Origin of the sequence: Streptomyces sp. SID12501 (assembly GCF_010550245.1) — a bacterium.
Taxonomy (GTDB): domain Bacteria; phylum Actinomycetota; class Actinomycetes; order Streptomycetales; family Streptomycetaceae; genus Streptomyces.
On record NZ_JAAGLU010000013.1, the window covers coordinates 91,959 to 118,957 of the forward strand.

Here is a 26,999-nt window from a genome sequence, read left to right on the forward strand (position 1 = left end):
ATCAGCTGGCGGCGGCCGAAGCAGCGCGTCGTCCTGCTCGACAACCGCTCCGGCACCCTCCCCCTGCCCGCCGGCACCGCCTCCATCGCCCTCGTCGGCCCCTGCGCCGACGACCCGAACGCCTTCTTCGGCTGCTACTCCTTCCCCAACCACGTCCTCCCCCACCACCCCGGCCACGACACCGGCATCGAGACCCGCTCGCTGCTGGACGCCCTGGCCACGGAGTTTCCCGGGACCCGGATCACGTACGAGCAGGGCTGCCCCGTCAAGGACGCCGACCGCGACGGCATCGACGCGGCGGTGGCGGCGGCCCGGCAGGCGGACGTCTGCGTCGCGGTCGTCGGCGACCGCGCGGGCCTCTTCGGTCTCGGCACCTCCGGCGAGGGCTGCGACGCCGAGGACCTCTCCCTGCCCGGCGTCCAGGGCGAGTTGGTCGAGGCGCTGCTCGCCACCGGCACCCCGGTCGTACTGCTCGTCGTCTCCGGCCGCCCTTACGCACTCGGCGCCTACACCGGCCGGGCGGCCTCGCTCGTCCAGGCGTTCTTCCCCGGCGAGGAGGGCGGACCCGCCCTGGCCGGCATCCTCTCCGGACGCGTCGTCCCGTCGGGCAAGCTGCCCGTACAGGTCCCGCGGACCCCGGGCGGCCAGCCTGGCACCTATCTGCACGCGCCTCTGGGCGGCAACACCGAGGGCGTCAGCAACCTCGACCCGACGCCCGCCTACCCCTTCGGCCACGGACTCTCGTACACGACCTTCGCGTACGAAGGTCTCGAACTGAGCGCCGCCGACGTGCCCACCGACGGCGAGGTCGACATCAGCTGCCTGGTCCGCAACACCGGCGACCGCCCCGGCACGGAGGTCGTCCAGCTCTACACCGCCGACCCGGTCGCCCGGCTCCCGCGTCCGGTGACCCAGTTGACCGGCTTCACGCGCGTACCGCTCGCCCCCGGCGAGCAGCGCCGGGTCACCTTCCGCCTCCACACCGACCGTCTCGCCTACACCGGTCCCGAGCTGCACCGCATCGTCGAACCCGGCGACATCACCGTCATGCTCGGCGCCTCCAGCGCCGACATCCGCCTCACCGGCACCCTCCGCCTCACCGGCCCGGTCCGCAGGGCAGGCCACGACCGGGTCCTGGACACGCCGGCACACATCGGCTGACCCCCGGTTCCGGCCACGACGTGGCAGGCCCGCCTCGTTCCGCACCGCCGGAGCACGGCCGGCCTGTTCGCCCGGCCCTTCCCGTCACCACAGAAACAACGCTCCCGCTGCTCACACGGTCATGCCCAGACGCTCCTGTTCCTCCTCGACGATCCGGCGCGCCAGCTCGGAGTCCGACACGTCGATCGCGTCCGGGGTCGCTTCGGCGACGGCGCTGCGACGGGCGTACGCGTCGAACAGCCGCGTCTTGGCCTCCAGCATCTTCACCATGCGCTCGTCCACTCCGCCGGTGGCGAGGAGACGGTGCACGCTGACCGGCCTGACCTGCCCCATCCGGTGGGCCCGCGCCACCGCCTGGTGTTCGATGGTCGGCTTGATCTGGGGTTCGCAGATGACGACGACGGAGGCAGCCTGCATGTTGAGGCCGATGCCCGCCGCCTGGATCTGTGCCAGGAGCACCGCGGGGCCCGGGACACCGGCGAAGTCGTCGACGGTTCGCTGCCGCCGCCCGGCCGGGACGCTTCCGGTGAGGGGACCGAACACCGGAGTGCCGTCGGCTTTTCCGGCCGCGAGTGCTTCCTCCACCACTCCCAGTACGTCCTTGAAATAGGAGAAGACCACTGTCTTCTGCCCGTTCTCGCCGGCCTCCTGAACGATCTCCCGGAGCCGCTCCAGCTTCGCCGACTTCCCGGGGCGCAGGTACGCGGCCCTGCGCATCGCCATGAAGTTGCCGGCGTGCACGGCTTCGCGGTAAGCCTCCTCGTCCGACGCGCTCAGTTCCTCCCACTCGTCGGTCTGCTGCAGACTCGGGAGTTCCGTGAGTACGTCCTCCTGGTTGCGCCGCAGGTAGACCGGGGCCACGGCCTTGCGGAAGGCGACCGATCCGGCCAACGCGTCCCGTTCGCCCAGGGAGTCCGCGACGTCGGCGTCGAGCATCCTGACCAGGTCGCGGAACTCGACGACCCGGTTCTCCATCGGGGTTCCGGTCATGAACAGGGCGCGCCCGCAGCGCTCCGTCCACGAGGCGACCACCTGGGACCGCTTGGCCTTCGGGTTCTTCACGAAGTGCGCTTCGTCGACGACGAGCAGTCCGACCTCTCCGCCGCCCGGTACGGGAAACCCGCGCAGCGCGTCGAACGTGGTCACCGCGACCCCGCCCCGCCCCTTCCAGTCGGCGAACGCGTAGTGCCGATCGGGGCCGTGGAGCACCATGACCCGCAGAGCGCTGCGGGCCTCGACCTCCCGTGTCCAGTTGACCAGGACACTCGCCGGGCAGACGACCATGAAGTGGCTCTGCCCCTCGGCGGCCAGGTGTGCCAGCACGGCGATCGCCTGGATGGTCTTCCCGAGGCCCATCTCGTCGCCGAGGATCACCTTGCGTTGCGCGAGCGCGAAGCGCGCGCCGAACGCCTGGTAACCGCGCAGGGAGACCCGCCGGTGGGCGTCGTCGAGGTGTTGGGTCCGTACCCGCTCGGCGATCTCGTCCGGCAGGAAACCCTCGGCGGCGGCCGCGTCCGGCAGCCGCCCGGAGATCTCGGCGAGCAGGCTGTAGTACTCGGCGGAGCGGAGTTCGAAGTCCACCCAGGCCGCGATGTCGGACGAAGGCCCCCGGAGCAGGTCCACCGATGCCTGGGCGAACAGCCCGGGCAGGCCCGCCCGTTCCGCCTCGTCCGCCAGCGACCGGATCTCGGTGACCGCCGCAGACGCGCGAGCCTTCTTCTCCTGGCCCGCCAGGAACATCCGGATCCGTCCGGCGGCGGGCCTGGCGTCGGCGAGCGACGGACCGAGCTGTTCCGACAGGACGGCGGCCCTGTCGACCGCACGGCGAGCGTCCGGGCCGGCCTCCACCAGCACGTGCAGGGCCGTGACGAGCGCGGTGGTGCTCGGTTCCGGCCGGTCCACGTCGATATGGACGGCGACGGTCTGGTGCACGGCCTCGGAGAGCCGGCGGGCGGCGGCGAGCATCTGGTCGACGGTGCGCTGCCCGACACCGGGAATCTGCCGCAACCGGTACGGTCCCGCTTCGAGAACACTGCCCAGCGTGCGCAGCCCGCTCTTCTCGACGCTCCCCAGCCGCAGCCGCCCTTCGGTGACGTCCTGCAGCCGAACGACAGGGATGGCGTCGAGCTCCCGCTTCACCGCCGCGTCGTGGATCGACTTCAGCGCCGCCCGCGCAGCCTCCACGGCCCGCCCGTGGTCACCGACCACGGCCTGCGCCGCCTCGTACAGCCGCGCTCCCCTCGCAACCGTCTCCCGCTCGCCCCGCCCCACGCGTCCCGCCCCTCTGCCGCCCTCGCCCGCAAGTCGCCCCGGCCGGTCACGGCCCCCGCTTCCGACCCCGAGGACCGGACATTCGCGTGCGGCCCTTCAGACCTGTGCCCGACCCGCCAACAAGCGGATCGGGCACGGTTCCTGATGAATCGTCAGCCGCCCTCGGACGTTGAAACGGAACTCTGCCACAAGCCTCTGAACTGCGGAAACGCGGCGCCGTCCCAGCACCGTCCGAGCACAGGCGCCGCGGCGAGGTACGAAAGACCCAAGGCGGCCAACGCTACCCCGCAGCGCCGCACGCGTATGAAGGTTGTGGGACTTCCACGCAGGCCACGTCGGGCTCATGAGCCGGCGCCCTCGTGTCGTCCCGCTGGAGGAGCATCAGGCGGCCCGCCGAGCGCCCCGCCGGCCCGTTCACCCCGCTCGACCTCCAGCTCGTCCGGAGGGAGGCGTCGGCGGAGTTCACGTGGGGGTTGCCGCGGCGGGTCGCTGTCACCGATCACCATTGACGAACGGCACGACTTTCCCTGGTTACTGAGCCCCTCCCGGCTTCGTGACACCTGGTCTGCCACTAGTCTTGTCCCGTCGCCCGGTGCCCCGGCGTGGCACCGGACAACAAGCACGCCCCATCAGTCGGCGCGTGCGGGGTAGAGAGGCACTGCAGGTGCTGAGAGAGACAAGCGGTCCCGAGTACGTTTCGGACCTGGTGGACATCACCGACCTGCCCATGGACGCGCTGGAAGATCTGCCGGACACCGTGCTGGCGTCGGTGCTCCACGATGTGCGATTCCCGTCGGGCGAGAGCTACGCCGCGTTTTCCTCGGCACTTCTCTGACACGCCGGGAACTCTTCTCGCCACCTTTCGGCCAACTACGATCCGTCCCCCCGCTGTGAGTTGAGCCCCGGCCCATCGGGGTATCACGTTGCCACGCACATATCCCGGCTCAAAGGCGCGGTGAAACGCCTGCGGCCGAATACGGCAGCCGGGGGGGTGCTTTGGAGCGAGAGCCGTACTTCTTCCTCAGCTATGCGCGTCGGGACGACCGTGGCAGCGCCTTCGTAGGCCGTTTCTACGACGACCTGGTCGAGGAGCTGGACCGTCTGGGCGCGGACTGCAGCGGACAGCAGCCGTTCCTCGACGTCGAACGCATCGGCCTGGGCATGGACTGGGAGAGCACGCTCGGCAGTGAGATCGGGCACTGCCGGGCCTTGGTGGCCCTGTGCTCGCCCTCGTACGTCAACAGTCTCTACTGCGGCAAGGAATGGGCCGCCTTCGAATCCAGGCTGCTGAACTACCGCGAGCAGACCGACATAGAGGTACCGGCGCTCATACCGGTCCTGTGGGTCCCCCTGCACCATGCGATGCCGTCGGAGATCAGCAGGTACCAGTACTTCGAACCGGCGATGGGTCAGGAGTACCTGGAGCAGGGTCTGATGGGGCTGCTGCGTTCCGCTCCCGGGGGCCGGGCCTACCGGGCCGTCCTGGAACTCGTGGCGAAGCGGGTGCGGCACGTCGCCGATCTCTTCCGGCTGCCCCGCGCGCAGGACCTCGACCTCCGTACCGTGCGCAGCCCCTTCGAAGGACGAGAGCCCGCGGGGCCGGGAGGGCGTACCACGGGGCACGTCCGGGTGTTCATCGCCGCCGGCGTCACCGACCCCCTGCCCACGGGCCGACAGCGGCGAGAGTACTACGGGCCCTCACCACTCGACTGGACCCCGTACCACCCTCCGGTCCACCCCACCGTGGCCTACCGGGCTCAGCGCGTGATCATAGACGAGGGGTGCACGAGCAGCCTCGAGGTCGTCGACGGCGGCCTCGGCGAGAAGCTCGACGAGGCCATGCACCACAACCAGACGTCCGTACTGCTGGTCGATGCGTGGGCCGCCCGGGAAAGCCAGTACCGCGCTCCGCTGTCCGACTACGACCGGCAGAACCATCCCGTCACCGGAGTGCTCGTCCCGTGTCACGACACGGACGAGGAATCCGGCGACGAGGAGCTGTGGACCGACGTTCAGCAGGTCTTCAGACGCAACTGGATGCGACGCAACGATCCCTACGATCCGCTGTTCCAGGTCCAGGTCGAAAGACACCGGTTCGAGGACCGGCTGGCCCAGATGGTGGTCGTCGCCCAGAACCGGCTCATGGAGAAGGCCGTCCCGCGCCGGCTGCCGGCCGGGCTGTCGGCACCGCCCATGCCGGGACTCAGCGTCCCGTTCACACCACCGTCCCGCACCGACGACCCGACCGATCCGCCGGGTCGTACGCCCCTGCAGAAGGATCAGGACGATGAGCACTGAGGCCGAGGCTCAGGACACCGGCAGGATTGTCACCTTCTACTCCTACAAAGGTGGCACAGGCCGCACGATGGCCCTGGTCAACGTCGGCTGGATCATGGCCAGCAACGGCAAGAGGGTGCTGCTGGTGGACTGGGACCTGGAGGCCCCCGGACTGCACCGCTACTTACGCCCCTTCCTGCTCGATCCGAAGCTGCGGGACACCGACGGCCTGATCAACATGGTGAACTCCTTCGCCGGACAGGTGATGCGCCCCGGGCCGCTGGAACCCGGCGCCGGGACCACCGTGATGAGTGACGAGGAACTGCGTTCCCACGCACGGCTCGGCCCTCGCACCACCGGCCTGGACCTGCGGTTCCCGGCGGGCGGCCGGCTCGACTTCCTGCCTGCGGGGCGGATGTCCCCCTCGTACTCCGCGGACGTCACGAGCTTCAACTGGCGCGCGTTCTACGAGCGTCTGGGTGGCGGCTCGTTCCTTCAGGCGCTGCGGGAGGAGATGAAGGCGTCGTACGACTACGTCCTCATCGACAGTCGCACGGGCGTCAGCGACATCTCGGGGATCTGCACCACCCTGATGCCGGACATCCTCGTCGACGGGTTCGTCCTGAACCACCAGAGCATCGAGGGCGGCCTGGATGTCGCCCAGTCCGTGGCGGCGGAGGTGCGCCACCCCGTGCGCATCCTCCCCGTGCCCATGCGCGTCGAGGACGGCGAGCAGGAACTGCTCGAATGGGGCCGCGACCTGGCTCGCGCGGAGTTCGGACCGTTCCTCTCCTGGCTGGTCGAATCGGAGCACGACCAGTACTGGGGAGATGTCGAGATTCCCTACAAGAAGTACTACGCCTACGCCGAGATCCCGTCCACGGTCCGGGACCGGCCCTCCCAGCCGGGCAACCTGCTCGCGGCCTTCGAGCGGCTCACCGCATGGATCACCGACGGCCGGGTGCGCGCCCTCGTCCCCCATCCGGAGGAGGAACGGCTGCGGATGCGTGCCGTCTACCTCGACCCCAGGACGTCGTGGCCGCGCATCCACGTCAGCTACGCACCGGCCGACCGCATGTGGGCGGAATGGGTCGCGGCCCGCCTGGAAGCCACCGGATACCAGGTTTCGCTGCACAGCACCGCCGAACCGGGCACCGGGACGCTGCCCGAGGTCGTCCCGGTGCTGAAGGGACGGGGAAGGCTGCTCGCCCTGCTCTCCCCCGAGTACCTGGTGCAGCGGCGCACCCAGGACGTCTGGACCCAGTTGAAAGGCCACGAGAGCGCCAAGGGGGCGCTGCTGGCGGTACGCGTCCAGGAGTTCGAACCCACGGCCCGGGACCCCTTCAGGGGTCGCTTCGCCGCCGACCTCACCCACTGCTCTCCCGAGGAGGCGGAGACGCAGTTGCTGTCGGCCGTCGGCCCGGTCCGCCGCGCGCGCGTCCCGGGCAGCGGCGTGACGGTCACCGGCACAGCAGCACCACCGTTTCCCGGTACGTCCCCCACGGTCCAGCGTGTTCCCTCCAGGAACGTCTCGTTCACCGGCCGCGGCTACCTGCTGGAGAGGCTGCGCAACGGCTTCACCTCCGGCAGTACGACACAGGTCCTCTACGGGCTCGGCGGGGTAGGCAAGACCCAGATCGCCCAAGAGTATGCACATCGATTCAAAGCGGCCTATGACGTGGTCTGGTGGGTCACCGCCGCGCAACCCGGCCTGATCCGCCCGGCCCTCGCCGATCTCGCGCCGCGCCTCGGCCTGGAGGTCGGCGAGGACATGACGAGCACGGCGGAGTCGGTGCTGAGGGCGCTGCGACGGGGTGAGCCGTTCGACCGCTGGCTTCTGGTCTACGACAACGCCGGACGCCCCGAACAGCTTGCGGAGTTCATCCCGACCGGGCCGCCCGGCGGGCACGTCCTGCTCAGTTCCCGCGACCGGACCTGGGTGAACGACGCGGGGCTGGTCGAGGTCGAGGTGTTCCAGCGTCAGGAGAGCACCGACCTGCTGCACCGCCTCAACACCGGGCTCACGGCCTCGGACGCGGAGGAGGTGGCCAGGGAACTGGGCGACCTGCCTCTGGCCGTGGCCCAGGCCGCGGTCTGGCTGAGCGAGAGCAGCATGCCGGTGGCCACCTATCTGGCGCTGCTCAAGGACCGCCTCACCGAGGTGTTGCAGACCACCCAGTTGCCGGCACGGGACTATCCCCACTCCGCCGCGGCGACCTGGCATCTGGCGGTGGACGAACTGCGCCGGGTCAACCAGGCGGCGGCCGAGATGCTGGAGATCTGCTCCTTCTTCGGACCTGACCCCATTCCCCTGCGGCTCCTGTACAGCAAAGCCGTCACCAAGGCGCTGACCCTGCCCTCGGGTGAGCCCCGCGACGAGATGGCCGTCGCCCAACTGGTGCGTGCGATCAACCGGTTCGGCCTCGCCAAGAGCGACCAGAGCAGTGCGACCCTCACGGTGCACCGGCTGGTGCAGGCCGTCATCCGCGAACAGGTCGACGACGAACGCAAACCGCAGGCCCGCGATGTGGTGCACGCGGCGCTGGTCGACGCCGACCCGGGCGACCCCGACATACCCGGGGACTGGGACCGCTATGCGGAACTGTTGCCCCATCTGCGGCCCAGCCTGGCCGCCGAGAGTCCGGACCCCGAGGTGCGCAAGTGGGTCACCGACTCAGTGCGCTACCTGTGGAAACGCGGCCTGCACACCGACGGCCAGGAGCTCGCGGAAAGCACACTGGACCGCTGGGAGGAATGCGGCATCGGGCACCCCGACGACCCGCAGACCCTGATGCTGCGCATCCAGCTCGGCAACCTCCGCCGCTCGAGAGGGCAGCTGGGAAAAGCCTACGAGACCGACCAGGACACCTTCGAGCGATTCCACCGCACCAAGGGCCCGGACTACGCGCACACGCTCGCGGCCGCCGGGAACGTCGCCGCCGACCTGCGCGCGCTGGGCCGCTATCTGGAGGCCAGGGAACTCGACCGCCATACCCTCGACGGGGCCCTGCGGACACTGGGTGACGACCACCCGCGCACCCTCATGTACACCAACAATCTCGGTATGTCGGAGTACCTCGCGGGCGATCGCCGGGCGGCCCTGGCCCTCCACGAACACGCCCACCGGCAACAGAGCGAGACACGCGGCCGGGACAACTTCTACTCCCTGCTGTTCGCCAGCAACTACGCCCGGGACCTGCGCGAGACGGGCAGTCTGAGGGAAGCGCTGGAACTGCTGCGCACCACCGTCCAGTTGTACGAGCAGACCCTCGGCGAGGGTCACATGGAGACGCTGAGGACGCGCCGCAACCTCGCCGTGGCCCTGCGCCGGGGCGGAGACTACGAACAGGCGAGAAAGATCGACGAGGACATCCACTCCCGATACGTCGAGGCACACGGCACCGAGCACACGGACACACTCGCCGCGGCCGTCGGTCTCGCCTGCGATCTGGCGGCGCTCGGCGAGCCGGAGCGAGCACGGCAGCTGGCCGAACGGGCGAAGGACCGCTACAGCACCTACCTGGGCGCGGAACATCCCGTAACTCTGGCCTGTTCCACCAACCTCTCGGTCTACCGGCGGTTGACGGGCAGTCCGGACTCCGCACGCGAGTTGTCCCACAGGGCTCTGCACCAGATGGCACAGATCGTCGGGGAGAGTCACCCGTACAGCCTCAGCTGCATGATCAATCACGCGAACGACCTCGCCCTGGCCGGCGAACTGGAGGAGGCGGCCGGGTGTGACCGGCGTGCGCGGCGGTTCTTCCTCGACATCCTGGGCCCCGACCACTACGACACCATCAGCATCACCGCCAACCTGGGTCTGAGCCTGGGCGCGATCGGACAGACCGAGGAGGCGGGGCGGTTGGCGGTGGAGGCCGCGCGAAGGGCCCGGGACAAGCTGGGCGAGGCACATCCCACGACCCGGACAATACTGTCCGGAAAACGGCTGGACTCCGACATCGAACCGCCAACCACCTGATCAGGCGCCGTCATTCGCCCCAAGAGCCACACGGTCCTCACGTGGTACCTATGATGGGCCCCTTCCTCCGCCGCCGTACCAGAGCGATCGATGCCGATGTCCGCCACCAACGCCCCGCCTGCCGCGCCAGCCGCGCCGGACAGCGGGACGGAGTCCGTGCCCTTCCGACAGTTCCTGCTGAAGATCCACAGCCGGTGCAACCTGGCCTGCACGTACTGCTACATGTACGAGGCTGCCGACCAGAGTTGGCGGCAACAGCCCAGGAGCATGACTCCGGCGACGGTGCAGCGGGCGTCGCGGCTGATGGCCGAACACGCCGCGGAGCACGGGCTGTCCGAGGTGCACGTGGTGCTGCACGGCGGCGAGCCCCTCCTGGTCGGGGCGGAGCGCCTGGAAGCACTCCTCGGGACCGTCACGGACGCGCTGGCCGGAATCGCCGCGCCGCGCTTCACCCTGCAGACCAACGGCATCCGGCTCGCCGAGGACCCGCGGCTGCTCCCCGTTCTCGACCGTCACGGGGTCCGGATCGGGGTGAGCCTGGACGGCACCCCCGCCGGACACGACCGGCATCGCCGACGGGCCGACGGGGGAGGCAGTCACGCCGCCACCGTCCGCGCGCTCGAACTGCTGATGGAACCGGCCCACCGACACCTGTTCGCCGGACTGTTGTGCGTGATCGACGCCACCACCGATCCGCTGGAGACGTACGACGCTCTGCTGCGGTTCGCTCCGCCCCGGCTGGACCTGTTACTCCCCCATGGGACCTGGCAGGCTCCGCCGCCCGGGCTCGCCGCTCGGATCTCTCCGCCCACGGCTCCGCCCGCACCGGGCGCGACCACGCGTCCCGCCCCGTATGCCGACTGGCTGCGCGTGGTCTTCGACCGCTGGTACGGCGCCCCGAGCCGGGAGACCGGCATCCGGCTGTTCGAGGAGATCATGGTGCTGCTGCTCGGCGGTACCGCCCGTAGCGAGGTGGTCGGTCTTACACCCGTCGACCTAGTCGTCGTGGAGACCGACGGGGCGATCGAGCAGGCCGACTCGCTCAAGGTGAGCTACCCCGGGGCACCCGAGACCGGGTTGCACGTGTTCCGCGACACCTTCGCCGACGCCGCCGCGCATCCCGCCTTCCGCGCCCGGCAGCGCGGCTTGAACGGGCTCGGCCCCGTCTGCCGCTCCTGCGCCCGCTCCCGCGTGTGCGGCGGCGGCCTGTACGCCCACAGATACTCTCCCGGAGCCACCCCGGTCTTCTCGGCTCCCTCCGTCTACTGCGACGACCTGGCGGTACTGGTCGACCACATCGGCGCCCGGCTGCGCCGGGACGTCGCCGCACTGACCGTGCCCCGAGGGAAGGCGTCCCGATGAGGGCAGCGACGGGGCAGGAGGCTGGTGTCGCAGCACGACCCGGCCAGGATCTCGTCCCGCACACCGTCCCCGCCCTCGTCTTCAGAGCCCTGGCCCGCGCCCGTGGCGGTGCGCCCGCCGTGGACCTGCTTCGGAGCGGGCAACTGAGCAAGCGCATGCTGATGGCGCGGGCCCTGCGCCAGGCGGCAGACGGGCATCCGGAGAAGGACACGGCAGAAGCGGCGTACCGCGGCCTGGTCGAACTGAACCGGCGGGACCGCGCGGCTTGGCGCGAGGTCATGCTGCACCCCTACCTGGACGAGGGACTGACCCGCGCTCTCACCGCGCTGGAGCACGGACTGCCCGCTGATCTGCGGTGGCTGGAACAACTGACGGCGGACCCGGGTCGGCGGGCATGGCACCGCGTCGACGCCGTCTGTGACGGCATGGCACTCGAACTGCGGCTCGCCGACCACGGCCCCTTCCGCGAGGCGCACGGTCACCAACTCGCCGGACCGCTCACCGCCGGACAGATGCAGGAGTGGACACAGGCGTTGCATGCCGCCTGGACCGTGCTCGTGCGGCGGCACCCCTGGCACGCGCAGACCATCGCCGCCGGCCTGACCACAGTGGTCCCGCTGCTTCCCGACCCCGGCGGCACCGAGGTGAGTTCGGCGGCCCGTCGCGCCTTCGGGGCTGTCGCCACCTCCCTACCCGACGACCCGGAACTTCTCGCGCTGACCCTCGTGCACGAGTTTCTGCACGTCCAACTCGGCGCGCTGCTCGACCTGTTGCCGCTGCACGGCCCTCCGACGGACGCCCGCTACCACGCCCCGTGGCGGCTCGATCAGCGGCCCGTCGGAGCGCTGCTCCAGGGGACGTACGCGCATCTGGGCGTGACGGACTTCTGGCGCACCGAACTCGCCTCCGGGACGGGAGGCGAGCGTGCCCGACGCGAGTACGACACCTGGCGCGAGCACACCGACACCGCTGCCCACACGCTGCTCGAAAGCGGCGAACTTCTGTCCGCGGGCAGGCGGTTCGTGACGGAGCTGCGCGAGGCCGTGCGTCGTCGGCTCGTGCCGGCAGGGGCGCTGCGCGGCAGGGCGGACCTCGTCCATGACCTTCGCGCACTGGGGCTCCGGGACGGGGACACCGTCCTCGTGCACTCAGCCCTGAGTACCGTCGGGCCCGTCTCCAACGGCGCGGAGACCATGGTGAGCGCGCTGTCGGAAGTCCTCGGACCCAGCGGGACGCTCGTGATGCGCACCCCGGCACCTGACGACACCCGCGCCCGGACGCCCTCGTCCGCCCCGTACACCGCACCGGGCTTCGGCGTCGGTGTCCTGGCCGAGACGGTACGGGCCCGGTCCGCCGCCCTGCACAGCGCTCATCCGCGGAGTGCCTTCACGGCGCTGGGCGCCCAGGCGGACCACATCACCTCCGACCACTCCCCCGACTGCTCCCTGGGCGAGGAGTCACCGCTGGGCAGACTGGAGAAGCTCGACGCCCGGGTACTGTTGATGGGCGTCGGTTTCGAGGCGTGCACCGCGTTCCACCTGGCGGAGTACCGCATCCCGAGCCGTCTTACGGGCTCGCACGAAGGTGCCGAAACACTCCTGGACTCCTCCCCGTTCGCGGCAGTGGGGGCCGCCTACGAAGCGACCGGGGCGGTGCGCTCCGGCCGGGTCGGTCATGCCCACTGCCGGCTGTTCGACCTCGCTGACGCCGTCGCGTTCGCCGTCGGCCGGCTGGCGGACAGGGCCGCCGGGGAGTGACCGTGCGGGCAGGGGCACCAGCGTTCACCGTGCCCTCGCCCGCCCCCTCACGAGCGGCGTGCCGCCGCCACAATCCCGTCCCGCACCCCCGCCACCCACCCCGAATGCAGGTACAGGTACAGGTACAGGTACAGGTACAGGTACAGGTACAGGTACAGGTACAGGTACAGGTACAGGTACAGGTACAGGTACAGGTACAGGTACAGGTACAGGTCCGGCTCAACCAGCTCCAGCTCCAGCTCCACAGAACGGGAAAAAAACCAGGGGCCCGACCCCGAAGAGTCGAACCCCTTCTGAACCAGGAATCTGCTGGATCAGTGACGTGGCGCTACATCGCCCGCTACACGTTGAACCTGAACTCCACCACGTCCCCGTCCTGCATCACGTACTCCTTGCCCTCCATACGGGCCTTGCCCTTGGCGCGGGCCTCGGCCACCGAGCCCATTTCCACCAGGTCCTCGAAGGAGATGACCTCCGCCTTGATGAAGCCCTTCTGGAAGTCGGTGTGGATGACTCCGGCGGCCTCGGGGGCGGTGGCGCCCTTCTTGATGGTCCAGGCGCGGGATTCCTTGGGGCCGGCCGTCAGGTAGGTCTGCAGGCCCAGGGTGTCGAAGCCGACGCGGGCCAGGGTCGCCATGCCGGGCTCCTCGACGCCGACCGACTCCAGGAGCTCCATCGCTTCCTCGTCGTCGAGCTCGGCGAGGTCCGCCTCCAGCTTGGCGTTGAGGAAGATCGCCTCGGCGGGGGCGACCAGGGCGCGCTGCTCGGTCTTGAAGTCCTCGTCGACCAGTTCGTCCTCGTCGACGTTGAAGACGTAGATGAACGGCTTGGTGGTGAGGAGGTGCAGGTCGTGCAGGAGTTCCTCGTTACCGGAGCCCTGGACGATGCCCGCGGAGAACAGGGTGTCGCCCTTGTCCAGGATCTCCTTCGCCGCCTCGATCGCGGCGACCTTCGGCCCGACGTCCTTCTTGATGCGCGACTCCCGCTGGAGGCGCGGCAGGACCTTCTCGATCGTCTGGAGGTCCGCGAGGATCAGCTCGGTGTTGATCGTCTCGATGTCGTCCTTCGGCGAGACCTTGCCGTCGACGTGCACGACGTTCTCGTCCTGGAAGGCACGGATGACCTGGCAGATCGCGTCGGACTCACGGATGTTCGCGAGGAACTTGTTGCCCAGGCCCTCGCCCTCCGAGGCACCCTTCACGATGCCCGCGATGTCGACGAAGTCGACGGTCGCCGGAAGGATCTTCTGGGAGGAGAAGATCTCGGCCAGTTTCGCCAGGCGCGCGTCCGGGACGCCGACCACGCCGACGTTCGGCTCGATCGTGGCGAACGGGTAGTTGGCCGCCAGCACGTCGTTCTTGGTCAGGGCGTTGAACATGGTCGACTTGCCGACATTCGGCAGACCGACGATTCCGATCGTGAGCGACACGTTGCGACTTCCCGTACGAGAGGAGGGTGAGGACGGTGAGGGGGTGGAGACGATCCCTCAGTCTAAGGGCTGTCGTAGCCCCCGACCGGCGGCGTATCGAACGCTTGGCCAAGGGCGGACCGTCGACGAGTCATGGTCGTTCGCCGGGCGTGGGTTCGGTATCTGTTCGGCGTGTCTGAGGTGCTGTTCCGTGTACAGGCCCACCTAGGTTGGTCCAGTGGAGCAACACAGGATCCGACACCGTCCCCCGCACTCCGGCCCCGCCCGGCCCGGCCGCGGCGCCTCGCCGGAACCGCTCGGCGACCGTGTCACAGGGCAGGCGGCGGCCGGATCCCGGCGTCCCCCGGCCACCGCCCGGCGGTCCGCCCCGCCGTTCGTGCAGGCTCTGCGGCGGATGCCCAACCCCCGGCTCACCGGTCTCGGCGGCGGGCTGTTCTGCTCCGCGGTGATGTTCGCGCTCGGCTGTCTCGACCAGTTGCTGTTCGGGGCGTCCCTGACGGCGTACGGGGTGCTGTTCCTGCCGGTGTGCGTACTGACAGCCGCCTGGGTGCGGAGCGCGGACCTGGTGATCGCGCCCGTCGTCGTACCCATCGCCTTCACCGTGGGCCTGCTGCCCGTGGCCGACGGTGACGGCGGGATCTTCTCCCACCTGATGGGCATCGTCACCGCTCTCGCCACCGAGGCCGGTTGGCTGTACGGGGGGACGCTCGTCGCGGGTGTCATCGCGACCGTGCGGAAGGTCCGCCTGATGAACCGGCGGCCGGGACGGGCCCGTATGCCCGTGTGAGGCACCGGGGTCGCCGGCCCCCCGTCCGGCTCCCGTGGGGCCGCCCGTCCCGCGTCTCCCCGCCCGGTCACGCCTCCTTGGACGCCCGCATCGCCGCGCCCACGATCCCCGCGTTGTTCTGCAACTCCGCCGGGACGATCTCCGCCTTGATGCCCTCGATCAGCGGCAGGAACTTCTGTGACTTGCGGCTGACACCGCCGCCGATGATGAACAGCTCCGGGGAGAACAGCATCTCCACATGGGCCAGGTACTTCTGGACGCGCTGGGCCCAGTGCTCCCACGTCAGCTCGTTGTCGTCCTTGGCCTTGGTGGACGCCCGGGTCTCCGCGTCGTGGCCGTGGAGTTCCAGGTGGCCCAGTTCCGTGTTCGGGACCAGGACGCCCTCGACGAAGAGCGCGCTGCCGATGCCCGTACCGAAGGTGAGGAGAACGACCGTGCCTCTGCGGTCGCGGCCGGCGCCGAACTGCATCTCGGCGACGCCCGCCGCGTCCGCGTCGTTCAGCACCGTCACCGGGAGGCCGCCCAGCCGGTCGCTCAGCAACGCGCGCGCGTCCTTGTCGATCCAGTTCTTGTCGACGTTCGCCGCCGTACGGATCGTCGAGCCGCCCGTGACCACGCCCGGGAAGGTGATCCCGACCGGGCCCGTCCAGCCGAAGTGGTCGACGACTTCCTTCACGCCGTCCGCCACCGCGTCGGGTGTGGCCGGTTGCGGGGTCAGCACCTTGAAGCGCTCCTCCGCGAGGTCGCCCCTGTCCAGGTCCACAGGGGCGCCCTTGATCCCTGACCCGCCGATGTCCACGCCGAAGATGTGCATGGCTCTACGTTACGGCGTAGGACTGACAGTCACTCGCCCGAGGGGGTCGTAACGGCCTTGGGTGCGGTGGTGCCCGTGCGCTGGGCCATCAGCTCCGCCGCCTCCGCGCGCAGGTCGCGGCGCAGCTCCTTCGGCAGGGAGAACGTGATGGACTCCTCGGCCGCCTTGACGAGCTCCACGTCCTCGAAACCGCGCTGCGAAAGCCACTCCAGGACCTGCTCGACCAGGATCTCGGGGACCGACGCGCCCGAGGTGACGCCGACCGTCGACACGCCGTCCAGCCATGCCTCGTCGATCTCGTCGGCGAAGTCCACGAGGTACGCCTCGCGGGAGCCGGCGAGCTTCGCGACCTCGACCAGCCGGACCGAGTTCGAGGAGTTCTTGGAGCCGACGACGATCACCAGTTCCGCCTCCTCGCCCATCTGCTTCACCGCGAGCTGGCGGTTCTGGGTGGCGTAGCAGATGTCGTCGCTGGGCGGGGAGATCAGCTGCGGGAACTTCTCCTTGAGGGCGTCGACGGTCTCCATCGTCTCGTCCACGGAGAGGGTGGTCTGGGACAGCCACACGACCCTCGACGGGTCGCGGACCTCGACCTTGGCGACATCCTTGGGGCCGTCGACCAGCGTGATGTGGTCCGGGGCCTCGCCGGAGGTGCCGATGACCTCCTCGTGGCCCTCGTGACCGATCAGGAGGATGTCGTAGTCCTCGCCGGCGAAGCGGACGGCCTCCTTGTGGACCTTGGTGACGAGGGGGCAGGTGGCGTCGATGGTCGCGAGTTTGCCCGCGGCGGCCTCGTCGTGCACGACCGGGGCGACGCCGTGCGCGGAGAACATGACGATGGACCCCTCGGGGACCTCCGCGGTGCGCTCGACGAAGATCGCGCCCTTCCTCTCGAGGGTCTGTACGACGTATTTGTTGTGCACGATCTCGTGCCGGACGTAGATGGGGGCCCCGTACTGTTCGAGGGCCTTCTCGACGGCGATCACGGCGCGGTCCACTCCCGCGCAGTAGCCCCGGGGGGCGGCGAGCAGGACACGGCGGCCAGGCGAAGCGGTCATGGGAACCATCGTAAGGCCGCGCTCGGTGCGGCAACGATTGCGCGGGTTTCGCCCCCGCGGGCCGAGACGCGGGCGGGACGGGGACCTGCCCCGTGTTGTCAGTCCCGGCCGTTAGTCTCGCGGTATGGGTCTCAACACGTCCGCTGACGCTCCGCTGCCTGTCGGTGAGGTGTCGCGCCTCATCGGGGGGTGGATCGACCGGCTCGGTGCCATCTGGGTCGAGGGGCAGATCACCCAGTTGTCGCGGCGGCCCGGCGCCGGCGTGGTGTTTCTGACGTTGCGTGACCCCTCGCACGACATCTCGGTCGCCGTCACCTGCTATCGGCAGGTGTTCGACACCGTCGCCGATGTGGTGAGCGAGGGCGCCCGGGTCGTCGTACTCGCCAAGCCCGAGTGGTACGCGCCCCGGGGACAGTTGTCGCTGCGGGCCACCGAGATACGGCCCGTGGGGGTCGGGGAACTGCTCGCCCGGCTGGAGCAGTTGAAGAAGGCCCTGGGCAACGAGGGGCTGTTCGCCGCCGAGCGGAAGAAGGCGCTGCCCTTTCTGCCGCACCTCGTCGGGCTCGTGTGCGGGCGGGCCTCCGCCGCCGAGCGGGACGTCCTGGAGAACGCCCGCCGCCGCTGGCCCGCCGTCCGCTTCGAGGTGCGCAACGTCGCCGTGCAGGGCGTGCACGCCGTACCCCAGGTCGTCCAGGCGGTGAAGGAGCTGGACGACCTGGACGAGGTGGATGTGATCGTCGTGGCCCGGGGCGGCGGGAGCGTGGAGGATCTGCTGCCCTTCTCCGACGAGCAGCTCGTCCGCGCGGTCGCCGCCTGCCGTACGCCGGTCGTCTCCGCCATCGGGCACGAGCCCGACCACCCGCTGCTCGACTACGTGGCGGATCTGCGGGCCTCCACCCCCACCGACGCCGCCAAGAAGGTCGTACCGGATGTGGGCGAGGAGTACGAGCGGGTGCGGTTGCTGCTCGACCGGGCCCGGCGGTCCGTCCACGCCTTCGTCGAGCGGGAGGAGCGCGGGCTCGCGCACGCCCTCGCCCGGCCCGCCATGGAGGATCCGCACCGGATGATCGACGAACGGGCCGACCATGTCGTCTCCCTCGTCGACCGGGCGCGGCGCACCCTCGGCCATCTCCTCGACCGCGCCGACTCGGAGCTGTCCCACACCCACGCGCGCGTGGTGGGCCTCTCCCCCGCCGCGACCCTGCGGCGCGGGTACGCGGTGCTGCAGCGGGCCGACGGGCACGTGGTCCGGGATCCGGCCGAGGTGGCGGCCGACGAGACGTTGCGGGCGCGGGTCGCCGAGGGTGAGTTCACTGTCAGAGTCGATGTCTAGGGTGGGCGCATGACCAGCAAAGTGAGTGAGTCGCTCGGCTATGAGCAGGCGCGGGACGAGCTGATCGACGTCGTACGGCGACTGGAGGTGGGCGGGACGACGCTGGAGGAGTCCCTCGCCCTCTGGGAGCGCGGCGAGGAGCTGGCCAAGGTGTGCCGGCAGTGGCTGGAGGGCGCGCGCAAGCGGCTCGACGCGGCCCTGGCCGAGGAACCGTCCGAGGCGGGGAGCGACGAGGACGGCGCCGAGTGACCTGACCGGGGTTCGCCACATGTCGCTTCCTGTGAAGCGGATCACCATCCACCGCATTTTGTTGAACTTTGAACTTTCAATTTGTAGTGTCGATGCCGTCAGCCGATCCCGCCGGATCCGACGCACGTCTACAGAAGGTCTTCCATGTCCCTCGTTCTTGACCCCGCCGCCCAGGACCTGCTGTTCCGCGAGGCCCGTACCGCGAACACCTTCACCGACGAGCCGGTGTCGGACGAGCAGGTCCAGGCGATCTACGACCTGGTCAAGTTCGGCCCCACGGCCTTCAACCAGAGCCCGCTGCGCATCACCCTGGTCCGCTCCGCCGAGGCCCGCGAGCGCCTCGTGAAGCACCTGGCCGAGGGCAACCAGGCGAAGACCGCCGCGGCGCCGCTGGTCGCGATCCTCTCCGCGGACAACGAGTTCCACGAGGAGCTGCCGGCCCTTTTCCCGGCCTTCCCCCAGGCCAAGGACCTCTTCTTCAGCGAGCGTTCCGCCCGTGAGGGTGCCGCCGGGCTGAACGCCGCTCTGCAGGCCGCGTACTTCATCATCGGCGTGCGTGCCGCCGGCCTCGCCGCCGGCCCGATGACCGGTGCCGACTTCGCGGGCATCCAGAAGGAGTTCCTGGACGACGACCACACCCCGCTGGCCGTCGTCAACATCGGCAACCCGGGCGCCGACGCCTGGTACCCGCGCTCCCCGCGTCTGGCGTACGACGACGTCGTCACCACCGTCTGAGGCACACCGACGCGGTCATGACGGAGGCCCCCAGCTTGCGCTGGGGGCCTCCGTCATGACCGCGTCACCCGGCTGGTTTCCTACGTCGTCCTCAGGGCCTGGGCCATCTTCGTCAGGCGGTCGAACGACGCCGTGCCCGCCACCACCGTCGTGGAACCCTTCTCGCGCAGCACCAGCGCGTCGTACTTCTCGCCCTCGTACCGCGTCCACGTCGCGTCCCCTATGCGCTGGGTGACCTTCGTCTCCCGGGCGCTCTGGGTGGCGTCGTCGATGAAGACGGACGGCTTCTGAGCGGACTGCTCCACCGCCACGTATTCACCCTCGGAGTCATGGAAGCCGAGATGCCACGTGTCGAAGTCCTCACCGGAGAAACGCACCGAGGTGGCCTTCCAGTCGGCCGACAGGCCCTGGGGCGCGGCCACCGGGTAGCTCGCGGCGCGGCGAGCCGTCAGCAGCTCGACGCGGTAGTCGACCCGTTTGAGGTCGGGAGCGGAGTCGTCGTGCGGGATGAAGAGATAGATCACTCCCGCCGCGAGACTGATGAGGCCCAGGGAAAGGATCATGTCCCGGGCCGACTTCTGCTTGCCGTTCTTGCCGTTCGAACCTGCCACGCTCCCCATCGTCGCAGGTGCACCGGCCCGCTCATCCGTGGGGCCCCCTGCTCATTTTGTCTGCCTGGCGATAGAGTCGGGGCCAATACCCTCATCCGGCCGTCGCCGTATCAGAAAGGTGCGTCTCGATGACCGAGCATCATCATCTGCCGTCCGAACTCGAAGTCCCCTCCGAAGCTCCCGACCGCAACCTCGCCCTCGAACTCGTCCGGGTGACCGAGGCCGCCGCGATGGCCGCGGGCCGCTGGGTCGGCCGCGGTGACAAGAACGGCGCCGACGGTGCCGCGGTACGCGCCATGCGGACCCTCGTCTCGACCGTCTCGATGAACGGCGTCGTCGTCATCGGTGAGGGTGAGAAGGACGAGGCGCCCATGCTCTTCAACGGGGAGCGCGTCGGCGACGGGACCGGGCCCGAGTGCGACATCGCCGTCGACCCGATCGACGGTACGACCCTCACCGCCAACGGCATGACGAACGCCATCGCCGTCCTGGCGGCGGCCGACCGCGGGTCGATGTTCGACCCGTCCGCCGTCTTCTACATGGACAAGCTGGTCACCGGGCCGGACGCGGCCGACTTCGTCGACATCAACGCGCCCGTCTCCGTGAACATCCGCCGGGTCGCCAAGGCGAAGCGGGTCACGCCCGAGGACGTCACCGTCGTCATCCTCGACCGGCCTCGCCACGTCGGCATCATCAAGGAGATCCGGGAGACCGGCGCCCGGATGAAGCTGATCTCCGACGGCGATGTCGCCGGTTCGATCCTCGCCCTGCGTGAGGGCACCGGCGTCGATCTGCTGTTGGGCATCGGCGGTACTCCCGAGGGCATCATCTCGGCCTGTGCCGTGAAGTGCCTCGGCGGCACCATCCAGGGCAAGCTGTGGCCGAAGGACGACGAGGAGCGGCAGCGGGCGGTGGACGCGGGCCACGATCTCGACCGCGTGCTCATGACCGACGACCTGGTCTCCGGTGAGAACGTGTTCTTCGTCGCGACCGGGATCACCGACGGCGAGCTGCTGCGCGGGGTTCGTTATCGGTCGGAGACGGCGACGACGGAGTCGATCGTGATGCGGTCGAAGTCGGGGACCGTCCGGCAGATCTCGTCCGAGCACCGGCTGAGCAAGCTGGCGGCCTACAGCGCGATCGACTTCAGTCGCGCCAAGTAGTGCTCCTCGCGCCCACGCGGCAAAGCCGCACGATGTCATAGCCCCGCGCCACTGCAGGAGGCGCCCCTTGTGCGGAGGGGCGCCTCTTTTTTCATGACCGGACGGGTCAGCCCGCCGCCGCTATCGTGCCGTGGGCGGCCTTCGTGAGTTCCACTTCGCGGCGGCGGCGCCTGGCCAGGACCACGCGGCGTTCGGCGGCTGTGAGGCCGCCCCAGACGCCGTACGGCTCGGGTTGCAGCAGCGCGTGTTCACGGCACTCGACCATGACCGGACAGCCACCGCACACCCGCTTGGCCGCCTGCTCCCGGGAGAGCCGGGCCGCGGTCGGTTCCTTCGAAGGGGCGAAGAAGAGACCCGCCTCGTCGCGTCGGCACACCGCCTCGGTGTGCCACGGGGCGTCCTGGTCCCTCTCTCGCACTGGCACCCGCTGGGGCGGAACGGCAGCGACCTGCAGGGACGAATGCGGCGGTTGCAGCACGGTCTACTCCTGACGACGGCTTCTTCGCGAGCTGGAGGTAGCCGTGGGGCCCACGTGGACCGGGGCGACGGATCCGGAACGTCCGGGGCATGCGATCGCAAGGCGCGCGCTTGCCGGGCGTACCGGGTTCCGCGTGAAGCCCACGGCACCCTCCAAGAGACGATGCAGCAAGCCCTACCCGCTGTGCGCGCGCCTATGCACTGAGTTCCCGACCGCTGAGGTTCCAGGGCATTGTCGAGGCGTCTTGACCTGACCGAATCGCCTCGGGTGCGACCGAATTCACAACCGTCAACGGTCCAGGTGTTTGCGCAAACTCCGGTCGACCTTGCGGGAGACGCGGTCGAGAATGTCCCCGATCACCTTGCCCCGCTTGGGTTTCGCCTCGACATTGCCGAGTATGGCCAGCCCGTCCACATAGACCACGGGTGCGTCGGGATCGCCCGAATCCAGTGTGCTCACCTCGAAGTTGCCGAGCACACCGCCGCCGGTGCCGCGCAACGAGACGTTCTCCGGGACGCGGATCTCGACGTTGCCGAAGACCGAGATCGCCTTGATCACGACCTGCTGGTACTCGAATATCGCCTCGCTGAGGTCGATCTCGACGCTGCCGAAGATCGCGTACGCGTGCATACGGCGTCCCGCGCGCCAGCGGCCCTTGCGGACGGCGGCGCTGAAGACCGCCACCACGTTGTCGTCGGGGTCGAGCGGGATCGCGCCCGGGGTGGGGCGGTTGGGCGCGGGCGCGTATCCCCACGCCGTGGCCCGGGGCGCGTGGGACTGGTGGCCGGCGGGCAGGTCCCGTACGAAGACCTCCAGTTCGCCGACCGTCTTGGCGCTCAGCACCCCCTCGACGCGCTCGGAGTGCTCGTCGGGCGTGAGGCGGCCCTCGGCCAGCGCCTCGCGCAGGAGGTCCGCGACGCGGTCGCGGTCGGCGTCCGAGGCGCGGAGGTCGGAGGCACGCGGTTCGGTCTGCTTCTGAAGGTCCACGGAAGCAGCGTACCCAAACGCGATAGATCGCGACTAGGGGTGTGGACGGACGGAACGGACAGTCTCGTTCGAGCCGCCCCCTTCTCAACTGAGTCTTACCTAACAAGCTTCTCCTCGGCGGCAGGTCATACGCTGGTGGGCGCCCGCCGATGAAGGCCGGGCCGCTGTCTTCGTCGAGTGAGGAATGGGCGAGATGCCTGAGTTCGCGTACACGGATCTGCTCCCCATGGGAGAGGACACCACCCCGTACCGGCTGGTGACCTCCGAGGGTGTCTCCACCTTCGAGGCCGACGGGCGGACGTTCCTCAAGGTCGACCCGGAGGCGCTGCGCAAGCTCGCCGCCGAGGCCATCCACGACATCCAGCACTATCTGCGGCCGGCCCACCTGGCGCAGCTGCGGCGGATCATCGACGATCCCGAGGCGTCGGGCAACGACAAGTTCGTGGCACTGGACCTGCTGAAGAACGCCAACATCGCGGCGGCGGGCGTGCTTCCCATGTGCCAGGACACCGGTACGGCGATCGTCATGGGCAAGCGCGGGCAGAACGTCCTCACGACGGGCGGCGACGAGGCGGCCCTGTCCCAGGGCATCTACGACGCCTATCTGAACCTGAACCTGCGCTACTCGCAGATGGCTCCCCTCACCATGTGGGAGGAGAAGAACACCGGCTCCAACCTGCCGGCCCAGATCGAGCTGTACGCCACCGACGGCGGCGCCTACAAGTTCCTGTTCATGGCCAAGGGCGGCGGCTCGGCCAACAAGTCGTTCCTCTACCAGGAGACGAAGGCCGTCCTGAACGAGGCCTCCATGATGAAGTTCCTGGAGGAGAAGATCCGTTCGCTGGGTACGGCCGCCTGCCCGCCGTACCACCTGGCGATCGTGGTCGGCGGCACGAGCGCCGAGTACGCGCTCAAGACCGCCAAGTACGCCTCCGCGCACTACCTCGACGAGATCCCGGCCGAGGGGTCGCCGCTCGGGCACGGCTTCCGGGACAAGGAGCTCGAGGAGAAGGTCTTCGAGCTGACGCAGAGGATCGGGATCGGGGCGCAGTTCGGCGGCAAGTACTTCTGCCACGACGTGCGCGTGGTGCGGCTGCCGAGGCATGGCGCCTCCCTCCCCGTCGCCATCGCTGTGTCCTGCTCCGCCGACCGGCAGGCCGTCGCGAAGATCACGGCCGAGGGTGTCTTCCTGGAGCAGCTGGAGACCGACCCGGCGCGGTTCCTGCCGGAGACGACGGATGAGCATCTGGATGAGGCGTCGGACGTGGTCCGGATCGATCTCAACCAGCCGATGGACGACATTCTCACCGAGCTGACCAAGTACCCGGTGAAGACGCGGCTGTCGCTGTCCGGGCCGCTGGTCGTGGCGCGTGACATCGCGCACGCCAAGATCAAGGAGCGGCTGGACGCGGGTGAGGAGATGCCGCAGTACCTGAAGGACCACCCGGTGTACTACGCCGGGCCGGCGAAGACGCCAGCGGGGTACGCGTCGGGGTCGTTCGGGCCGACCACCGCAGGGCGCATGGACTCCTACGTCGAGCAGTTCCAGGCGGCGGGTGGGTCCAAGGTGATGCTCGCCAAGGGCAACCGCAGCAAGCAGGTCACCGACGCGTGCGACGCCCACGGCGGCTTCTACCTGGGCTCGATCGGCGGCCCGGCGGCCCGGCTCGCCCAGGACTGCATCAAGAAGGTCGAGGTCGTCGAGTACGAGGAGCTCGGCATGGAGGCTGTCTGGAAGATCGAGGTCGAGGACTTCCCGGCGTTCGTCGTCGTCGACGACAAGGGCAATGACTTCTTCCAGGTCCCCGCCCCGCAGCCGACGTTCACGTCGATTCCGGTGCGGGGGCCGGGTCTGGTGTGATCCTGTGACGGGCGCCCGCCCCTGATTGACGCAGGGGCGGGCGTCGTATCAGCTCAGGACCTGGTCAGCCGGCGCAGACGGTGAAACTGACCGTGTCGCCGTTGTGGACGATCGCCGGGGCGTGCGGGGAGACGCCGAGCACCGAGTTCGGCTTGCAGCCCTTCACTGCCTTCTTCGTGACGGTGCCGAGCTTCGTCTGCGTCTTCTCGACGTAGTTCTTGGCCCCGTCCAGGCTCCAGCCGGCGAAGTCGATCGGGATGGTCGGGTTCTCGCCGTACAGCATGGTGGTGGCGTCGCTCTTGTCGGCCGTGCTCGTCGCCGGGGTCGAGCTGCTGCTGCCGGCGACCGAGGTGGCCAGGGCCGTCCCCCCGCCGACCGCGATGAGGGCGGCGGCGACGGCGGCGATGCCGGCGGTCCGGCGGCGACGGGTGCGGCGCTCGATCCGGGGCGCGTCGAAGTCGGGCGCCTCGGCGGAGTTCGCGTACTGGTTCATGGCGTTCATCAGTTCCTCTTCGAAGAGTGTGCGGCCGGAAGGCCGTGCGTCGCCGTACGAGGTCATCGGATTCCTTCCGTGTGCCTTTGTGGCGAAAGGGCGGAGGGGGTGGGGATCTGGCCTCTGAGCTTCTCGATCCCTCGGGCGAGCTGGGAGCGCACCGTACTGGGCGATATCTCCAGGTCGGCCGCGATCTCGGTGTCGGAGAGGTCATGGAAGTACCGCAGCACCACGACCGTGCGCATCCGCATGGGCAGTTGCTGCAGAGCACGCACCAACTGGTCCCGGCTGTCCACCTGTCCGAACTCGTCCCCCGGGGCGGCGCGGTCGCCGCTTTCCGGGTCGGAGGTCGTGACCAGGCGGCGGAACCTCCGCCAGCGGTCATTGGCCAGGTTCACCATGATCCGCCGTACGTAGGCGTCCGGAGCGTCCTTCGCGGCGATGACGCGCCACTTGCGGCAGGCCCGCTCCAGGGTCTCCTGGACCAGGTCCTCCGCCGCCTCACGGTTGCCCGTGAGGACGAGGGCGCCGCGGAACAGCGCCGTCGATCTCGCGGCCACGAAAGCCTGAAAGTCCGTCTCCACACGCTCCTCCCTTCCTGTCACCCGTCCTCGACGTGGATACCGCCTCGTCTGCTGCACCGCCGTTCCGTGACCTGGGTCACAGACGTCGGGGCCGTACGGTGGCCGCCGAACGGCCGCGTCGCGGAACATCCCGGCCGTCCCGTTCGCTGTACAGGGCATGAGTGACTACCGCATCGAGCACGACTCCATGGGCGAAGTACGCGTCCCCGCCGAAGCGAAGTGGCGGGCCCAGACCCAGCGCGCGGTGGAGAACTTCCCCATCTCCGGACAACACCTTGAACGCGCGCACATCGAGGCCCTCGCCCGGATCAAGGGCGCCGCCGCCAGGGTGAACGCCGAGTTGGGGGTCCTCGACAAGGAGATCGCCGAGGCCATCCAGGAGGCGGCCGCCGAGGTCGCCGAGGGGCGGTGGGACGAACAGTTCCCGGTCGACGTGTTCCAGACCGGCTCAGGCACCTCGTCCAACATGAACACCAACGAGGTGCTCGCCACCCTCGCCACCGAGCGGCTCGGCCGGGATGTGCATCCCAACGACCACGTCAACGCCTCGCAGTCGTCCAACGACGTGTTCCCCTCCTCCATCCACATCGCCGCCACCGCAGCCGTCACCCGCGATCTGATCCCCGCCCTCGATCACCTCGCCGACGCGCTCACCCGCAAGTCCGAGGAGTTCGCCGACGTCGTGAAGTCGGGGCGTACGCATCTCATGGACGCCACGCCCGTGACGCTCGGGCAGGAGTTCGGTGGGTACGCCGCCCAGGTGCGGTACGGCGTGGAGCGGCTGCGGGCCTCGCTGCCCCGGCTCGCCGAGCTGCCCCTCGGTGGTACCGCCGTCGGGACCGGGATCAACACGCCTCCCGGGTTCTCCGCCGCAGTGATCGAGGAGGTCGCCCGGACCACCGGGCTACCCCTCACCGAGGCCCGCGATCATTTCGAGGCGCAGGGCGCGCGGGACGGGATCGTCGAGACCAGTGGGCAGCTGCGCACCATTGCCGTGGGGCTGACGAAGATCTCCAACGATCTGCGGTGGATGGCCTCCGGGCCACGGACCGGGCTCGCCGAGATCAGCCTGCCCGATCTTCAGCCGGGGTCGTCCATCATGCCCGGCAAGGTCAATCCCGTGATTCCCGAGGCCGTACTGATGGTCGCCGCGCAGGTCATCGGCAATGACGTCACCGTCACCACCGCCGGTGCCGCCGGGAACTTCGAGCTCAATGTCATGCTCCCTGTCATTGCCAAGAATGTTCTCGAGTCCGTGCGGCTGCTCGCCAACGTCTCGCGGCTGCTTGCCGATCGGACCGTCGACGGGATCGTCGCCCATCGGGAGCGGGCCCGTGAGTACGCCGAGTCCTCACCCTCCGTGGTCACGCCGCTCAACAAGTACATCGGGTACGAGGAAGCGGCCAAGGTGGCCAAGAAGGCACTCGCAGAGCAGAAGACGATTCGCCAAGTAGTCCTGGAATCGGGGTATGTGGAGCGCGGTGATCTCACCGTCGAGCAGCTGGACACGGCGCTTGATGTCCTGCGGATGACGCGCCCGTAACGTCATCCGGCCACTGGCGAGAACCGTGACGCGCACCGCAGCGTCGTATGCCCGGGGCACCTAATAT

General features: G+C 69.4%; 22 protein-coding genes and 1 pseudogene. 13 read left to right on the forward strand and 10 right to left on the reverse strand.

Features of this window, described 5'->3' with window-relative positions:
• Positions 1-18: 18 nt before the first annotated feature.
• Positions 19-1,161, forward strand: a pseudogene (locus tag G3I71_RS17395) (glycoside hydrolase family 3 C-terminal domain-containing protein); the annotation flags it as partial.
• Between the two features lie 111 nt (positions 1,162-1,272).
• On the opposite strand, the gene G3I71_RS17400 reads toward G3I71_RS17395, so the two are convergent.
• Positions 1,273-3,432 (reverse strand): DEAD/DEAH box helicase, encoded by a 2,160-nt coding sequence (locus G3I71_RS17400; protein ID WP_343242984.1) that lies wholly within the window; start codon positions 3,430-3,432, stop codon positions 1,273-1,275.
• Between the two features lie 706 nt (positions 3,433-4,138).
• Here G3I71_RS17400 and fxsA point away from each other — a divergent pair.
• From fxsA to G3I71_RS52710, 5 genes are all read left to right on the forward strand, one after another.
• Positions 4,139-4,267, forward strand: coding sequence for an FxSxx-COOH cyclophane-containing RiPP peptide (gene fxsA / locus G3I71_RS51130; protein WP_343242985.1), 129 nt, complete (start codon positions 4,139-4,141; stop codon positions 4,265-4,267).
• 161 nt (positions 4,268-4,428) lie between these two features.
• Positions 4,429-5,730 (forward strand): TIR-like protein FxsC, encoded by a 1,302-nt coding sequence (locus G3I71_RS17410; RefSeq protein ID WP_164315695.1) that lies wholly within the window; start codon positions 4,429-4,431, stop codon positions 5,728-5,730.
• Positions 5,720-9,688: an FxSxx-COOH system tetratricopeptide repeat protein gene (gene fxsT / locus G3I71_RS17415; protein WP_164315696.1), complete on the forward strand. Its 3,969-nt coding sequence runs from the start codon at positions 5,720-5,722 to the stop codon at positions 9,686-9,688. The genes G3I71_RS17410 and fxsT overlap by 11 nt, the downstream gene beginning before the upstream one ends.
• A gap of 156 nt (positions 9,689-9,844) precedes the next feature.
• Complete coding sequence (locus G3I71_RS17420) at positions 9,845-11,050, forward strand: FxsB family cyclophane-forming radical SAM/SPASM peptide maturase (protein WP_343242986.1); 1,206 nt, start codon at positions 9,845-9,847, stop codon at positions 11,048-11,050.
• Positions 11,047-12,807, forward strand: coding sequence for an AAC(3) family N-acetyltransferase (locus tag G3I71_RS52710; RefSeq protein WP_164315698.1), 1,761 nt, complete (start codon positions 11,047-11,049; stop codon positions 12,805-12,807). The genes G3I71_RS17420 and G3I71_RS52710 overlap by 4 nt, the downstream gene beginning before the upstream one ends.
• 47 nt (positions 12,808-12,854) lie before the next feature.
• Here the strand turns inward: G3I71_RS52710 and G3I71_RS17430 are convergent, their stop codons facing one another.
• Both G3I71_RS17430 and ychF read right to left on the reverse strand, forming a co-directional pair.
• Positions 12,855-13,052 carry a hypothetical protein gene (locus G3I71_RS17430; protein WP_164315699.1) on the reverse strand — a complete coding sequence of 66 codons (198 nt, stop codon included), beginning with the start codon at positions 13,050-13,052 and terminating at the stop codon, positions 12,855-12,857.
• 95 nt (positions 13,053-13,147) lie between these two features.
• On the reverse strand, positions 13,148-14,236 hold the full coding sequence (gene ychF, locus G3I71_RS17435; RefSeq protein WP_164315700.1) for a redox-regulated ATPase YchF: 1,089 nt from the start codon (positions 14,234-14,236) through the stop codon (positions 13,148-13,150).
• A 217-nt stretch (positions 14,237-14,453) separates the two neighbouring features.
• Between ychF and G3I71_RS17440 the strand changes: the two genes are divergently transcribed.
• Positions 14,454-15,023: a DUF6542 domain-containing protein gene (locus G3I71_RS17440; RefSeq protein WP_343242987.1), complete on the forward strand. Its 570-nt coding sequence runs from the start codon at positions 14,454-14,456 to the stop codon at positions 15,021-15,023.
• Between the two features lie 67 nt (positions 15,024-15,090).
• Here the strand turns inward: G3I71_RS17440 and ppgK are convergent, their stop codons facing one another.
• Positions 15,091-15,837 (reverse strand): polyphosphate--glucose phosphotransferase, encoded by a 747-nt coding sequence (gene ppgK / locus G3I71_RS17445; RefSeq protein ID WP_164315701.1) that lies wholly within the window; start codon positions 15,835-15,837, stop codon positions 15,091-15,093.
• A 29-nt stretch (positions 15,838-15,866) separates the two neighbouring features.
• Positions 15,867-16,904: a 4-hydroxy-3-methylbut-2-enyl diphosphate reductase gene (locus G3I71_RS17450; RefSeq protein ID WP_164315702.1), complete on the reverse strand. Its 1,038-nt coding sequence runs from the start codon at positions 16,902-16,904 to the stop codon at positions 15,867-15,869.
• A gap of 115 nt (positions 16,905-17,019) precedes the next feature.
• On the opposite strand from G3I71_RS17450, the gene xseA reads away from it, so the two are divergent.
• The 3 genes from xseA to G3I71_RS17465 all read left to right on the forward strand — a co-directional run bounded on the left by xseA (position 17,020) and on the right by G3I71_RS17465 (position 19,212).
• Positions 17,020-18,228 carry an exodeoxyribonuclease VII large subunit gene (gene xseA / locus G3I71_RS17455; protein WP_164315703.1) on the forward strand — a complete coding sequence of 403 codons (1,209 nt, stop codon included), beginning with the start codon at positions 17,020-17,022 and terminating at the stop codon, positions 18,226-18,228.
• Between the two features lie 9 nt (positions 18,229-18,237).
• Positions 18,238-18,477 carry an exodeoxyribonuclease VII small subunit gene (locus G3I71_RS17460; protein ID WP_164315704.1) on the forward strand — a complete coding sequence of 80 codons (240 nt, stop codon included), beginning with the start codon at positions 18,238-18,240 and terminating at the stop codon, positions 18,475-18,477.
• Positions 18,478-18,621: 144 nt separating this feature from the next.
• On the forward strand, positions 18,622-19,212 hold the full coding sequence (locus G3I71_RS17465; RefSeq protein ID WP_164315705.1) for a malonic semialdehyde reductase: 591 nt from the start codon (positions 18,622-18,624) through the stop codon (positions 19,210-19,212).
• An 80-nt stretch (positions 19,213-19,292) separates the two neighbouring features.
• Here the strand turns inward: G3I71_RS17465 and G3I71_RS17470 are convergent, their stop codons facing one another.
• Positions 19,293-19,832: a DUF4245 domain-containing protein gene (locus G3I71_RS17470; protein ID WP_164315706.1), complete on the reverse strand. Its 540-nt coding sequence runs from the start codon at positions 19,830-19,832 to the stop codon at positions 19,293-19,295.
• Positions 19,833-19,951: 119 nt separating this feature from the next.
• Here G3I71_RS17470 and glpX point away from each other — a divergent pair, with 119 nt between their 5' ends.
• Positions 19,952-20,986, forward strand: coding sequence for a class II fructose-bisphosphatase (gene glpX / locus G3I71_RS17475; protein WP_164315707.1), 1,035 nt, complete (start codon positions 19,952-19,954; stop codon positions 20,984-20,986).
• A gap of 106 nt (positions 20,987-21,092) precedes the next feature.
• On the opposite strand, the gene G3I71_RS17480 is transcribed toward glpX, so the two are convergent.
• Positions 21,093-21,464 (reverse strand): WhiB family transcriptional regulator, encoded by a 372-nt coding sequence (locus G3I71_RS17480; RefSeq protein ID WP_164315708.1) that lies wholly within the window; start codon positions 21,462-21,464, stop codon positions 21,093-21,095.
• 288 nt (positions 21,465-21,752) lie between these two features.
• Positions 21,753-22,451 carry a DUF1707 and DUF2154 domain-containing protein gene (locus G3I71_RS17485; RefSeq protein WP_164315709.1) on the reverse strand — a complete coding sequence of 233 codons (699 nt, stop codon included), beginning with the start codon at positions 22,449-22,451 and terminating at the stop codon, positions 21,753-21,755.
• Positions 22,452-22,644: 193 nt separating this feature from the next.
• Here G3I71_RS17485 and G3I71_RS17490 point away from each other — a divergent pair, with 193 nt between their 5' ends.
• Positions 22,645-24,312, forward strand: coding sequence for a fumarate hydratase (locus tag G3I71_RS17490; RefSeq protein ID WP_164315710.1), 1,668 nt, complete (start codon positions 22,645-22,647; stop codon positions 24,310-24,312).
• A gap of 64 nt (positions 24,313-24,376) precedes the next feature.
• On the opposite strand, the gene G3I71_RS17495 is transcribed toward G3I71_RS17490, so the two are convergent.
• Positions 24,377-24,871 (reverse strand): hypothetical protein, encoded by a 495-nt coding sequence (locus G3I71_RS17495; protein ID WP_203730599.1) that lies wholly within the window; start codon positions 24,869-24,871, stop codon positions 24,377-24,379.
• Complete coding sequence (locus G3I71_RS17500; protein WP_343242988.1) at positions 24,868-25,389, reverse strand: SigE family RNA polymerase sigma factor; 522 nt, start codon at positions 25,387-25,389, stop codon at positions 24,868-24,870. The genes G3I71_RS17495 and G3I71_RS17500 overlap by 4 nt, the downstream gene beginning before the upstream one ends.
• A gap of 157 nt (positions 25,390-25,546) precedes the next feature.
• Between G3I71_RS17500 and G3I71_RS17505 the strand changes: the two genes are divergently transcribed.
• Positions 25,547-26,932: an aspartate ammonia-lyase gene (locus G3I71_RS17505; RefSeq protein ID WP_164315711.1), complete on the forward strand. Its 1,386-nt coding sequence runs from the start codon at positions 25,547-25,549 to the stop codon at positions 26,930-26,932.
• Positions 26,933-26,999 lie beyond the last annotated feature (67 nt).

Bases quoted from the DNA above. Each gene is read 5' to 3' on its own strand.
- fxsT (WP_164315696.1), top strand. From the start codon at position 5,720: ATGAGCACTGAGGCCGAGGCTCAGGACACCGGCAGGATTGTCACCTTC.
- G3I71_RS52710 (WP_164315698.1), top strand. From the start codon at position 11,047: ATGAGGGCAGCGACGGGGCAGGAGGCTGGTGTCGCAGCACGACCCGGC.
- ppgK (WP_164315701.1), bottom strand. From the start codon at position 15,837: ATGCACATCTTCGGCGTGGACATCGGCGGGTCAGGGATCAAGGGCGCC.
- G3I71_RS17450 (WP_164315702.1), bottom strand. From the start codon at position 16,904: ATGGTTCCCATGACCGCTTCGCCTGGCCGCCGTGTCCTGCTCGCCGCC.
- xseA (WP_164315703.1), top strand. From the start codon at position 17,020: ATGGGTCTCAACACGTCCGCTGACGCTCCGCTGCCTGTCGGTGAGGTG.
- G3I71_RS17460 (WP_164315704.1), top strand. From the start codon at position 18,238: ATGACCAGCAAAGTGAGTGAGTCGCTCGGCTATGAGCAGGCGCGGGAC.
- G3I71_RS17465 (WP_164315705.1), top strand. From the start codon at position 18,622: ATGTCCCTCGTTCTTGACCCCGCCGCCCAGGACCTGCTGTTCCGCGAG.
- G3I71_RS17470 (WP_164315706.1), bottom strand. From the start codon at position 19,832: ATGGGGAGCGTGGCAGGTTCGAACGGCAAGAACGGCAAGCAGAAGTCG.
- glpX (WP_164315707.1), top strand. From the start codon at position 19,952: ATGACCGAGCATCATCATCTGCCGTCCGAACTCGAAGTCCCCTCCGAA.
- G3I71_RS17490 (WP_164315710.1), top strand. From the start codon at position 22,645: ATGCCTGAGTTCGCGTACACGGATCTGCTCCCCATGGGAGAGGACACC.
- G3I71_RS17495 (WP_203730599.1), bottom strand. From the start codon at position 24,871: ATGACCTCGTACGGCGACGCACGGCCTTCCGGCCGCACACTCTTCGAA.
- G3I71_RS17505 (WP_164315711.1), top strand. From the start codon at position 25,547: ATGAGTGACTACCGCATCGAGCACGACTCCATGGGCGAAGTACGCGTC.